This is a genomic window from Enterobacter cloacae complex sp. 394F7 (assembly GCF_057320385.1).
Window position 1 is genome coordinate 59,420 of sequence record NZ_JBXWCS010000014.1, and the last position, 12,473, is coordinate 71,892.

11 protein-coding genes are annotated in these 12,473 nt (G+C 54.8%); 2 read left to right on the plus strand and 9 right to left on the minus strand.

Features of this window, described 5'->3' with window-relative positions; genetic code table 11:
• Positions 1 to 43: 43 nt before the first annotated feature.
• From AC2FAK_RS18910 to AC2FAK_RS18920, 3 genes are all read right to left on the minus strand, one after another.
• Positions 44 to 448: a type II toxin-antitoxin system HicB family antitoxin gene (locus AC2FAK_RS18910; protein ID WP_013094943.1), complete on the minus strand. Its 405-nt coding sequence runs from the start codon at positions 446 to 448 to the stop codon at positions 44 to 46.
• Positions 449 to 462: 14 nt separating this feature from the next.
• On the minus strand, positions 463 to 648 hold the full coding sequence (locus AC2FAK_RS18915) for a type II toxin-antitoxin system HicA family toxin (RefSeq protein ID WP_071843252.1): 186 nt from the start codon (positions 646 to 648) through the stop codon (positions 463 to 465).
• A gap of 210 nt (positions 649 to 858) precedes the next feature.
• Positions 859 to 1,599: a MipA/OmpV family protein gene (locus AC2FAK_RS18920; RefSeq protein WP_095455544.1), complete on the minus strand. Its 741-nt coding sequence runs from the start codon at positions 1,597 to 1,599 to the stop codon at positions 859 to 861.
• 117 nt (positions 1,600 to 1,716) lie between these two features.
• On the opposite strand from AC2FAK_RS18920, the gene AC2FAK_RS18925 reads away from it, so the two are divergent.
• A complete protein-coding gene (locus AC2FAK_RS18925; RefSeq protein WP_061771396.1) occupies positions 1,717 to 2,682 on the plus strand; it encodes a LysR family transcriptional regulator in 966 nt (321 codons plus the stop codon).
• Here the strand turns inward: AC2FAK_RS18925 and exaC are convergent.
• From exaC to AC2FAK_RS18955, 6 genes are all read right to left on the minus strand, one after another.
• On the minus strand, positions 2,679 to 4,217 hold the full coding sequence (exaC, locus tag AC2FAK_RS18930; RefSeq protein WP_020686520.1) for an acetaldehyde dehydrogenase ExaC: 1,539 nt from the start codon (positions 4,215 to 4,217) through the stop codon (positions 2,679 to 2,681). The two genes, AC2FAK_RS18925 and exaC, sit on opposite strands and share 4 nt — an antisense overlap.
• Positions 4,218 to 4,303: 86 nt before the next feature.
• Positions 4,304 to 6,151, minus strand: coding sequence for a selenocysteine-specific translation elongation factor (gene selB, locus AC2FAK_RS18935; protein WP_058681626.1), 1,848 nt, complete (start codon positions 6,149 to 6,151; stop codon positions 4,304 to 4,306).
• Positions 6,148 to 7,533 (minus strand): L-seryl-tRNA(Sec) selenium transferase, encoded by a 1,386-nt coding sequence (selA, locus tag AC2FAK_RS18940; protein WP_058681625.1) that lies wholly within the window; start codon positions 7,531 to 7,533, stop codon positions 6,148 to 6,150. The genes selB and selA overlap by 4 nt, the downstream gene beginning before the upstream one ends.
• A gap of 103 nt (positions 7,534 to 7,636) precedes the next feature.
• Positions 7,637 to 8,245: a glutathione S-transferase gene (locus AC2FAK_RS18945; RefSeq protein WP_013094937.1), complete on the minus strand. Its 609-nt coding sequence runs from the start codon at positions 8,243 to 8,245 to the stop codon at positions 7,637 to 7,639.
• A gap of 89 nt (positions 8,246 to 8,334) precedes the next feature.
• The gene (locus tag AC2FAK_RS18950; protein WP_095455542.1) at positions 8,335 to 9,471 is read right to left on the minus strand and encodes an HlyD family secretion protein; all 1,137 of its coding nucleotides are present in this window, start codon (positions 9,469 to 9,471) and stop codon (positions 8,335 to 8,337) included.
• Positions 9,472 to 9,473: 2 nt separating this feature from the next.
• The gene (locus tag AC2FAK_RS18955) at positions 9,474 to 9,830 is read right to left on the minus strand and encodes a DUF3302 domain-containing protein (protein WP_013094935.1); all 357 of its coding nucleotides are present in this window, start codon (positions 9,828 to 9,830) and stop codon (positions 9,474 to 9,476) included.
• Positions 9,831 to 10,489: 659 nt separating this feature from the next.
• Between AC2FAK_RS18955 and AC2FAK_RS18960 the strand changes: the two genes are divergently transcribed.
• Entirely contained in the window at positions 10,490 to 12,397 is a 1,908-nt protein-coding gene (locus AC2FAK_RS18960; protein ID WP_020686515.1) for a PTS mannitol transporter subunit IICBA, read from the plus strand.
• The last annotated feature ends 76 nt before the right edge of the window (positions 12,398 to 12,473 follow it).

Consider the following 12,473-nt stretch of genomic DNA (forward strand, 5'->3'; position numbering starts at 1 on the left):
CCTGATGCCCTCACCCCAACCCTCTCCCACGGGAGAGGGATCGTTAAGGCAGCACGCGACGCGCTGCCTCAGCAAGAAAAGCGCTTCGGTTACTAAACTGCGGATGCTCATTCACAAAAGAATCAATTTTCACCAGCAATCGACGAGGCAGGGTGATATTGATACGCTCGGCCTTACCGTCGAATTGCTTCATATTGATATCTACAAGCAACCATTGTCCGCCGATAAAATCACCCGGTGTGGCTTCAAGATGTGCTTCAACATTGCCAGGGAGAGGTAACTCTTCATCCATTTCAAATAGCGCTTCGAAGTGAGCTGTCAGTGCATCACGTGCATCCTGAAAAGCATCATCCAGAGAATTGCCGGCAAAAAAACAACCAGGAACGTCAGGAAAAAAACCGCTGGCGCTACCGTCGGGATCAGAATGAATGTAAGCCGGATAAAACATAACTACTCCTGATATCAGTGTTTGATTCCCGCCTGCCGCCAGATTTGCGCGAGGGTGCCGGGTTTTATGTCCTTTTTGGGATGTGGAACGGTCACCAACCCCGCATGTACTGGGTGGCGAAACTGATGATGGCTTCCTTTCGTTCTTACACATTTCCAGCCATGCCTGACCAGAACAGTAATGACATCCGCACTTTTCACATTCCAATCCTTCCATGATTATACACATCATACACACCATCGCTACTGGTGCAGATGACAATAGACGAAAGGAAATGCAAACGCAGCCGGGTTTTGTCTGAACAGGAAGGAGCAACGCAAAAAGAAAGGCTGAACAGGTAAATTGCAGATCAAAATACAGGCGCTATCACAACGCCGGGTAAGGCGAAGCCGCCACCCGGCTTTACAGCATCAGAAGCGCCAGCTCAGCCCGGTCATCAGCGCGAAGCTGTCGTCGCGGTCGATCATCGGGCTGTTCTTCACGTCGTCAGGCAATACGGTATAAACCGCGCTGGCGTTAAGGAACAGGTTCTGGGTTAACTGATATTTTGCCGCCAAACCCACGTATGGCGTCCAGCTGTCACCGGCGGTGTATTCATTGAGACCTGAGCGGCGAGACTCGCTGCCGGAAACCCCGTAGTAGTAGTCGTTATAGCTCTCGTCACTGTAGAAAATGCCCACAGATGGCGTCAGCGTGAGGCGTTCCATGCGGATGGGGCGGAAGTACGAAATCTCACCGACTACGCCACCGCTTTCATCCATCGCATCGCCGGAAACGGCCATTTTCAGCGAACCCCAGTTTTCATGGCGGTAATAGGCGCCACCCAGGAAAGCAGACGCTTTACGCTCATCCAGATGTTTCATCTGAGGGTCGTCGTTATCGTCGGGATCAAAATGCAGCGGCATCCACGACGCGGTCAGGCTAAATTCATTTTTTTCGTCTTTCCACAGGATCCATCCACCTGTGGTCTGGCGCACATAGAATCGGTCACCTTCATAGCTAATTAACGGAACCGCGGTGGTATTTTCATTATACCCTTTATAAGGTGACTCATTAAATACAGCCCCCGCGCCAAGTGAAAAGTCACCGGCCATTGCGGATGAGGTCGCAAATAACGTGGCAGCGATGAGTAAATTGTTTTTAATAGTCATTCCATGTAATCCATTTAAACGCCGAACAAGCGAGGCGAATAATAATGGTTACAAATTTGCGTATGCAACGCCGCTGTTTATATAATATTATATATAAAATCATATAGATGGGTGGGCATGATGAATAAATTACAACTAAAACCCCGTGAATTAAAAATAATTTCCGTCATCGCCGCTACCCACAGCATTGGTGACGCCGCCGCCCTGCTGGGCATGGCACAGGCCAACGTCAGTAAATATCTCTCTGATTTTGAAACACGAGTCGGTCTCAAGGTCTTTGAGCGCACCACCCGTCAGCTTGCGCTAACGCAGTTTGGTGAGGCCTTGCTTCCTTACGTGAACGCCACGCTGGATAAAAATAGTCAGCTTATTAATTTTATTGCCGATTATAAGCATGAAAAGCGTGGAAAGGTGACGATTTACGCCCCGACAGGCATCGTGACCTATCTCTCTCGTCATGTGATCCACCAGATAAAAGATATTGGCGATATTCGTATTTCGCTGAAAACATACAATCTGGATCGCAATGAATTTTCTGAGGGGGTGACCTTTCCGGATGACTGCGATATTTTAATTACCTATGCTCAGCCGAAAGATGAAAGTCTGGTCGCAAGTGTATTAACCCAATATTCCGTTACCGCCTTCGCGACCGAGGAGTATTTAAATCAGCACCCGTTAAACGGCCCGGAAGATTTAATTCATCACTCCTGTATTCTAATCGACTCCATGCTGGTGGATGATGCTAACATCTGGCGGTTCCGCGTTCATGGCAGTGATGATGTACAGGATTACCGGGTTACCGGGAATTATATTTGCGACAATACGCAAACTGCCCTGGAGCTGGCGAGGAATAATCTCGGTATCGTCTTTGCGCCGAAAGAGAGCCTGAGAAAAGAGTTAAAAAACGGTTCACTGGTTCCCTGCTTCCCGCATCAGGAAGAGTGGTGGCTGGATCTGACGGCCATCTTCCGCAAGCGTGAATACCAGCCATGGCGCGTGCAATATGTTCTGGATGGCGTCCTGAATAATCTTCGCCAGCAAATAGCTCAGGCCGCCCACGGACGGCCTGAGCTGGATGACTAGAACAGCCCCAGCGGTTTATCGGAGTAGCTGACCAGCAGGCATTTCGTCTGCTGATAATGCTCCAGCATCATTTTGTGCGTTTCACGCCCGATGCCTGACTGCTTATAGCCCCCAAAGGCCGCGTGCGCCGGGTAGGCGTGATAACAGTTGGTCCATACGCGTCCGGCCTGGATCCCCCGGCCCATTTTATACGCCAGATTGCCGTTGCGGCTCCAGACGCCTGCCCCCAGGCCATACGGCGTATCGTTGGCAATCTCCAGCGCCTCCTCCATCGTTTTGAAGGTGGTCACGGCCAGCACCGGTCCAAAAATTTCCTCCTGGAAAACGCGCATATTGTTTTTGCCAGACAGAATGGTCGGCTCAAGGTAATACCCTTCCTGCAGATCGCCACCGAGCACTTTACGGCGTCCACCGGTGAGGACATCCGCCCCTTCTTTTTTGCCGATATCAATGTAATTAAGGATGGTTTCCAGCTGTCCATGCGACACCTGTGCGCCCATCTGCGTCACGTTATCTAGCGGGTTACCGCTGCGGATCGACTCCACGCGGCGAATGGCCCGTTCCATAAAGCGCTCATAGATGGACTCCTGCACCAGCGCGCGGCTTGGGCAGGTGCAGACTTCGCCCTGGTTAAAGGCAAACAGCGCAAACCCTTCCAGCGCTTTATCGAAGAAGGCGTCCTCTTCCGCCATTACGTCCTCGAAGAAGATGTTCGGGGATTTTCCGCCCAGCTCCAGCGTCACCGGAATGATGTTCTGGGTGGCGTACTGCATAATCTGCTGACCCACTTCCGTCGAGCCGGTAAACGCCACTTTGGCGATGCGTTTTGAGGTCGCCAGATATTCCCCAATCTCCCCCCCGGCCCCGTTGACCACGTTAATCACCCCCGGGGGCAGCAGGTCACCGATAATGTCCATCAGCAGCAGTACTGAAAGCGGCGTTAAGCGGGCCGGTTTCAGCACAATGCAGTTCCCGGCCGCCAGCGCGGGCGCCATTTTCCAGCTCGCCATCAGCAACGGGAAGTTCCACGGGATAATCTGCCCCACCACGCCCAGCGGCTCGTGGAAGTGATACGCCACGGTGTCGCTATCGACTTCACTGATTCCCCCCTCCTGAGCACGAATACAGGAGGCAAAATAGCGGAAGTGGTCAATCGCCAGCGGCACATCGGCCGCCATCGTTTCACGGATCGGCTTGCCGTTATCCCAGGTTTCTGCCGTCGCCAGCAGCTCAAGATTTTGCTCCATCCGGTCGGCAATTTTGAACAGGATCGCCGCCCTGTCCTGCACGGAAGTCTGTCCCCATTTATCTTTGGCTTTATGCGCCGCATCCAGCGCCAGATCGATATCGCGCTTGCCTGAGCTGGCTATCTCGCACAGCGGCTGGCCGGTGACGGGGGTCAGGTTGGAATAGTATTCGCCGTCGACGGGTGCCACCCAGTCGCCGCCAATAAAGTTGTCATAACGGGGTTTTAGCTTGAGAGGGAAACCGTACTCGCCTGGCTGAATGCGTGAAGAGGGAGGATTGTTTGTCATGACCGTCTCCTTGCTGTTGGTGTACAACAAGGGTAGTACCGGCTGGTGATTTTATCGCCAGCCGGGAGTGGTGTTTACGACAGGGGTCACGCTGTTTCTGGAAAGAGCAACGAATCCCGTAATAAATGGTCGTTACCGCGACGGCGGGTAAAACCGATGCGGTTGAAATATTCCAGGATCTGAATGGCAAGCTTTCGCCCCACGTTCAGACGATCGCGGAAATCAGCCGCACAGGTGGAGCCTCGCGCCTGATCCAGTTCGCGGATCAGGCTGGCAAACGCGACGATACGATCGTTGCGGTAATAACGATCTTTCACGATCGCAACGATGAGCCCCTGCTGCGCGGCATGGCGCAATACCTGGCGCATCACCTGCTCGTCGGTATTCGTTTCACGGGCGAGATCGCGAACCCACCAGGGCTCATCGCCAAACAGAGGGGCCGCTTTTTGCCAGATTGCCTCTTGCTCTGCGGTGAACCCGGCTTTGTGATCCGGCAGATGCAGCCAGCCGTGGTGGCTTTTGATCACGCCGCTTTCACGCATGTTTTCTATCAGCAACAGCACCAGCGCATCGTCTTCCATTGGCAGCGCCATACGACGCAGGCGCTCGCGCCCCGGGCCAGGTTCATCCTGATGCTGTTCATGGTAGGTGGCAAGCGTGTTTAACACCTTTCGCTGCCAGCACGCCGCAACCGGCGCGTTCAGCAGGTTATTACCGGCCTGGATAAAACCCGGCTGCTGGGTCAGCGGGAGGAGGCCTTCGTTGCTGAGCTGTCGTGCCCAGGCGAAGTCGGTCAGGTTCACCGCACCGCGTTCAAGATGCACCTCCAGCGCAGCCTTATCGTTACTGGTCTGCGCCAGTGCCGACAGCCACTGCAAATACTCCGGTTTACGCTTCCCGCGCCGCGGCGGGTTGAGCGTCACCACCCGCGCCCCGGCCAGCGTTTCTCGCGCCGAAATATCACGCAGCACCAGACGGTCATTATCTGCCAGCCAGAGTGGCGTATCGAAAACCAGTTCAGCGAGATCGTTTTCCAGCAGCGACACGCGCCCGGTGATATGGCTGGCCGCATGGTGGATATGCAGCGGCTGCCACTGACTGAGCGGGATATGCGTCTGCAGGAAGACAATCACCCGCTCAGACGGTTCTGGCGGCGCCTCAGACAGCAGCCAGTCGCCGCGGTTTAGCTGCGCTTTCTCCGCATCGCCGGCAATATTGAGGGCGATACGCTGCCCGGCATGGGCATGATCAACGGGCTGGTTTTGTGCATGCAACCCGCGCACCCGCATCGGCTTGTTAATACCCGTCAGCCATACGGTATCGCCCACCTTCACTTCACCACTCAGGGCGGTACCGGTCACCACCAGACCCGCACCTTTAACGGTAAACGCCCTGTCGATGGCCAGACGAAAGCGATGATGGCTGGCATGTTCCCGCGACGAAAGCTGCTGCAAATGGTGGCGAAGTGCGTCGATCCCGCGCCCTTCTGTGGCGACTGTTTCAAACAGCGCAGCATCGGTAAAGCCATATTCGCGCAACGTGGCCTGCACCGCCTCGCGCACCTCGTTAATACGCGTCGCGTCCACACGATCGGCTTTGGTCAGCGCCACGGTTAGCTGTGGGTTGCCCGTCAACTGCAGGATCGCCAGGTGTTCACGCGTTTGCGCCATAACGCCGTCATCACAGGCCACCACCAGCAGGGCATGGTCAATACCACCGACCCCCGCCAGCATGTTGGAAAGAAACTTTTCGTGTCCGGGGACGTCAATAAAGCCCAGCACGCGGCCATCGGGCTGCGGCCAGTAGGCATAACCCAGATCGATGGTCATACCGCGCTTTTTCTCTTCCGGCAGGCGATCGGCATTCACGCCCGTGATGGCCTGCAACAAGGTGGTTTTTCCGTGGTCAACATGACCGGCGGTGGCAATAATCATTTCAACAGCATCTCCAGAAATCGCTCTTCATCTTCAAGACAGCGTAGATCCAGCCACATTCGGCCATCGTAAATTCGCCCGATAACCGGCGTAGGCAGAGCACGCCAGCGCGCAGAGAGCGCATCAAGCCTGCTGCCGCGGCCATCGCGCGGGGTGAAGGTCAGGGCCGCGCTGGGCAGCCGATCCACCGGTAACGAGCCACTGCCAATTTGCGACTGGCAGGACTCAATGCGCACGTCGAAATCGGCGTAATGCGACGCGACATTGGGCAACAGTAACTCGGCCTGCGCGCGAATCGAGGCGGCATCACGCGTTAACAGACGCAGCGTTGGCAGGCGTTCCGCCAGTTTCTCCGGGTGGAGATAGAGCCGCAGTGTCGCGTCCAGCGCGGCAAGCGTCATTTTATCGGCACGCAGGGCGCGCTTCAGCGGATGCTGCTGCAGTTTCGCAATCAATTCACGCTTACCGACGATGATCCCGGCCTGCGGCCCGCCCAGCAGCTTATCACCGGAAAAACTGACCAGGCTAACGCCCGCCGCAATCATCTCCTGCACCATCGGCTCTTTCGGCAGACCATACTGGCTCAGATCCACCAGCGAGCCGCTGCCGAGATCGGCAACGACCGGCACATTCAGCTCCTGGCCTATCGCCGACAGCTCGGCCTCTTCAACGGCTTTAGTGAACCCTTCGATATGATAATTACTGGTGTGGACCTTCATCAGCAGGGCGGTGTTTTCATTAACCGCCGCACGGTAATCTTTCGCATGGGTCCGGTTAGTGGTACCCACTTCATGCAGGGTACAGCCCGCCTGGCGCATCACGTCCGGGATGCGAAACGCGCCGCCAATCTCCACCAGCTCGCCACGCGAGACGACCACCTCTTTGCCGCTGGCGGTCGCTGCCAGCATCAACAGGACCGCCGCCGCGTTGTTATTCACAATGCAGGCATCTTCAGCACCGGTGAGCTGACAAAGCAGATCCGCCAGGGCCCGATCACGATGCCCGCGTCCTGCTCCGTCGAGATCGTACTCCAGCGTGACAGGCGAACGCATGGCCTGCGCTACGGCATCTACCGCCTCTTCCGCCTGCTGCGCACGCCCGAGATTGGTATGCAGGACAGTCCCCGTCAGGTTAATCACCGGGCGCAACGCGCTTTGCCCTTTCTCAACCAGCCTCTGTTCCAGCTCCTGCTCCCACGCCACGCACCAGCCGGGCAAGGCATTTTCTGCCTGAATATGGCGCCGGGCCTCGTCCTGAAGCAGACGTAACATCTCAACCGTCGCGGTATGGCCGAACCGCTCGACAGCGGAATGAATAAGGGGTTCTCGAAGGAGTCGGTCGGTAGCGGGGATCTGGCTGTACAGGGAGTGATGAGTAGTCATGAAAGCGCCTGGCGAGTAAATATCATCCCCCCTCCCGACGGGAGAGGGAGTTAACATGTGGAGGGATTGTACCGCCTCCTGACGCGAAGTGTTATAACCCGCGTCAAGCCTTTGGCGGTTCGGTACGGGCGAAGCTCTCGCGCTGGAAGAGCGTTTCGGCGAGCTTCACCAGCAGCGGACGGTCGACGCACCAGCCCGGAGAGACGCGACGAAAGTTGAGATAACCAATGGCGCAGGCGATAGCGATCGTCGCCAGATTCAGGCTATCCGTTGCTATTTTGCCCTCCTGGATGAGCTGCTCGCACCTGTCCAGGCTGCGGCTGATTTTCTCACGCTGGCGCAGCAGCTCCGTTTCAGACTGCTGAGCAACGGGCCTTGCCTGCTCGCGCACGGAAGTTAACGCCGCATCCATGATGCCATCGGCCAGCGCTTCAATTTGCTTCACTGCCAGGGCCGCCTTCGGATCTGCCGGTAACATGGCTGGCGCAACGCCGAGCAGCTCGATGTACTCAGCGATAATCGGGGAATCAAACCAGTATTCGCCCTCGTCCGTTACCAGCGCCGGGACTTTCCCCAGCGGGTTGTACTGCGCAACGCCGTTTTCGGCGTTATAGGGCTGTTCATTAACGAATTCAAATTCAATCCCTTTCTCCAGCAGGAGAATCGAGATCTTTCGCACGAAGGGACTGGTGTAGCTGCCGATGAGTTTCATTGCCTGATCCTTGATGCCAGAAAAAGTCAGTATGGATCAAGCGCTGAAAAAAGGGCAGGTATGCATGTCGCATTCCTGCCCGGCGAGGATTAATGATCAAGATAGAGATAGTGCATCCAGCTGGTCATGCGCAGCAGGACTTTACGCATCACCGAGACGTGCGCGAAATGGTCGGAATAGACCGCCACCTGCGCGTAAATACCGTCCGGCAACACATCAACGTCGGCGTTAGGCTCCAGTTCTATCAGCGCCTGCACGCCATCCGTTCCCGGTGTTACCGTTAGCGATTGCAGTGCCCCCTGCGCCTGATATGAGCCCCCTGGCACCACCGGCAGAATGCTGGTGAGCTTGCCGGAGAAGACCTGCCCCGGCAGGGCGTTAAACACCACTTCCGCTTCATCGCCCGGCTTCAGACGCAGCAGCGAGTTCTGACGGAACTGGGCCACAATCTGGCGTTTCTGTTCAGGAATAAAGACCATGACCGGGCGCAGCGGCAGCGCGGCGGCATACGTTCCCGGGCGAATCAGCACCTGGGTGATGTAGCCATTGCTCGGCGCACGTACCACGGTCTGATCCAGGTTGTATTTGGCTTCGGCCAGCTGGGCGCGTAAAGAGGCAATCTGCGACTGTTCGCCGTTCACCATGCTGTCTAACTGGCTTTTGATCTGCGTCTGTTCCGCCACTGAGCCTTTTACCAGCGCGTCCTGAGCCAGATAGTTCTGCCGCGCGTTGTCGATATCGCTCTCAGAGAACGGGTTTACCTTCGCCTGGCTGCCTTTGAGATAGCGCTGGTAATCTTTATACAGACGGTCCCGCTCGGCGGACACGCGCGTGGTGTTGGCTACTGCTTCCGACAGTTGCGCTTTGAGCACGTCGATATTGTGCGTCGCGGTCACCAGGTCGGCCTGCAGTCTGTCGACCCGTGCCTGATAGCGGTCCGGGTCAAGTTTAAATAACACTTCGCCTTTTTTAATAAGCTGGTTATTTTTATCAGTGACTTCGCTGACCACGCCGGTCACCTGCGGCGTAATCGGAATGGAAATAACCGCTTTTTGCGCCGTAAACGTATACGGGTGGTTATAGTTCATTAATAAAATGAGGCCCGCCACAATAAATACCCCACCTAATGTGGCGGTGGCGAGCGTCCACTGGTTGACCGGAATACGGAATATTTTAAAAATCGCCCAGGCAAACGCCACGTAGGTCAAAATAATCAACAGATCCATAATTAGCGCTCCAGCGTTTTCGTATCAGCAGTGGGCTGTACCGCTGCCAGCTTTTGTTCTAATTCGGCCACGCGTTTGGCCAGCGCATCCATACCCGGCACCTCATCAGGTTTGGTGATGTGGTTTTGCATGCCCCAACCGCGATCTTCCCGGTACAGCGTGGCCCAGATCCACAGGAACGGCCAGATGGCATGGAGCGTAAACAGGCTAATCCAGCCCGCCGTGTGGATTGCATCGGCATGGGGATGATTACGCTTTTTGGCCATGTTATAGGGGATGTCATGAATGGCGATGATTCCGTAAAACAGAACCAGAAAAACAAAAATCAATACGCCCAGCGCAAAATAGTTGAGAAACATATTCTCCTCACTTAAACAACGTCAACTCATTAAATTAATAAAACAGTACGTAACCTAATTAATTTATTTTTAAACATAAAAGGTAGACTGGTTATTTCAGAGCCGGGGAGTATCGGTTTTTATAATATCTCCATGCAAGTTTATAAACGTGTCAAAATATATCCTGAATAATATTATACTTAACCTTACATTATGAGCGTAATCCACGTTTTCGCTTTTCGCCATAGCACACATGAAAAGTGGTTTTTTAGCTTTGCGTGTTGCCCGGAACCATCGTGACGCTCATTCGTCAGGCAGAATTTGCCGCCGATCACAGCCGGAGAAATCCGTATAAAAATTTTTTGTGAATTAAATCACAACTCAGAAACAAACCCGCGACAACTAAATGTGATTCATCTCACAAAAACAGGGGTGTTTTGCCGATTTTCTCCCCATTGTGTTTTTTTTAGACTGTGATTTTGTGATTAAGATCACCTCATTTCCCGCCACACCCCCTGCATTTACGTGATTGTGATCACACAATTTTTCGCCGTCTGGACAGTTGAACGATTCAGTGCCAGATTTCACAGCATCAGAACAGGGCCCGGCTACCTCTGCCGCCTCATTAACAATAAACCTCGGGCCGCAAGCCTAAGCGTAAACAGAAGAAGGGGTGTTTTATGTCATCCGATTTCAAGATCAAAGTTCAAAGCTTTGGTCGTTTCCTCAGCAATATGGTGATGCCAAATATCGGCGCGTTTATCGCGTGGGGTATCATCACTGCATTATTCATTCCGACAGGGTGGTTGCCTAACGAAACGCTGGCGAAACTTGTTGGCCCAATGATTACTTACCTGCTGCCGCTGCTCATCGGTTATACCGGTGGTCGTCTGGTGGGCGGTGACCGTGGTGGCGTAGTGGGTGCCATCACAACCATGGGTGTTATCGTCGGTGCGGATATGCCGATGTTCCTCGGTGCGATGATCGCCGGTCCTCTGGGTGGCTGGGCGATTAAGAAATTCGACGTTTGGGTTGATGGCAAAATCAAATCCGGCTTCGAGATGCTGGTGAACAACTTCTCTGCGGGCATCATCGGGATGATCCTCGCAATTCTGGCGTTCCTCGGCATTGGCCCGGCAGTTGAAGTCCTGTCCAAGATTCTGGCGGCGGGCGTTAACTTCATGGTGGCGCACGACATGCTGCCGCTGGCGTCTATCTTTGTTGAACCGGCGAAAATCCTGTTCCTGAACAACGCCATCAACCACGGTATCTTCTCACCGCTGGGTATTCAGCAGTCTCATGACCTCGGCAAGTCCATCTTCTTCCTGATTGAAGCGAACCCGGGTCCGGGTATGGGCGTTCTGCTGGCGTACATGTTCTTTGGTCGCGGCAGCGCGAAGCAGTCTGCTGGCGGTGCGGCTATCATTCACTTCCTGGGTGGTATTCACGAAATTTACTTCCCGTACGTGCTGATGAACCCACGTCTGATCCTGGCCGTTATCCTCGGCGGTATGACCGGTGTGTTCACTCTGAGCGTGCTGAACGGTGGTCTGGTTTCTCCGGCGTCTCCGGGCTCTATCCTGGCGGTACTGGCGATGACGCCGAAAGGTGCCTATTTTGCTAACATCGCGGCTATCTGTGCGGCAATGGCAGTCTCCTTCGTGGTCGCTTCTATCCTGCTGAAAACCAGCAAAGTGAAAGAAGATGACGATATCGAAGCGGCCACCCGTCGTATGCACGACATGAAAGCCGAGTCCAAAGGCGCAACGCCGCTGTCAGCGGGTGATGTTTCTAACGACCTGAGCCACGTGCGTAAAATCATCGTTGCCTGTGATGCCGGTATGGGTTCCAGCGCAATGGGTGCCGGCGTGCTGCGTAAGAAAGTGCAGGATGCGGGCCTGACCAATATCTCAGTGACCAACAGCGCCATTAACAGCCTGCCACCGGATGTTGACCTGGTGATTACGCACCGTGACCTGACCGAACGCGCCATGCGCCAGGTACCGCAGGCACAGCATATTTCGCTGACCAACTTCCTCGACAGCGGCCTGTACACCAGCCTGACTGAACGTCTGGTGGCCGCACAGCGTCACGAAGACAACGAAGTGAAAGTGCGAACCAGCCTTCAGGACAGCTTTGACGAGAGCAATGCTCACCTGTTTAAGCTGGGTGCTGAGAACATCTTCCTCGGTCGTACCGCAGCCACCAAAGAAGAGGCAATTCGCTTTGCCGGTGAGCAGCTGGTTAAAGGCGGCTACGTTCAGCCTGAATATGTCGACGCGATGCTGGAACGCGAAAAACTGACGCCAACCTACCTGGGCGAATCCATCGCGGTGCCGCACGGTACGGTGGAAGCGAAAGACCGCGTGCTCAAAACCGGCGTGGTGTTCTGCCAGTATCCTGATGGCGTGCGCTTCGGTGAAGAAGAAGACGACATTGCCCGTCTGGTGATTGGTATCGCCGCTCGCAATAACGAGCATATCCAGGTGATTACCAGCCTGACCAACGCGCTGGATGATGAGTCCGTCATCGAGCGTCTGGCACAGACTGAAAGCGTTGAAGAAGTGCTGGCACTCCTCAACAAATAACAGCGTATCTTCCCTCTCCCCTTAGGGGAGAGGGCTAGGGTGAGGGGTAAACGTTCCTCACCCCAGCCCTCTCGGG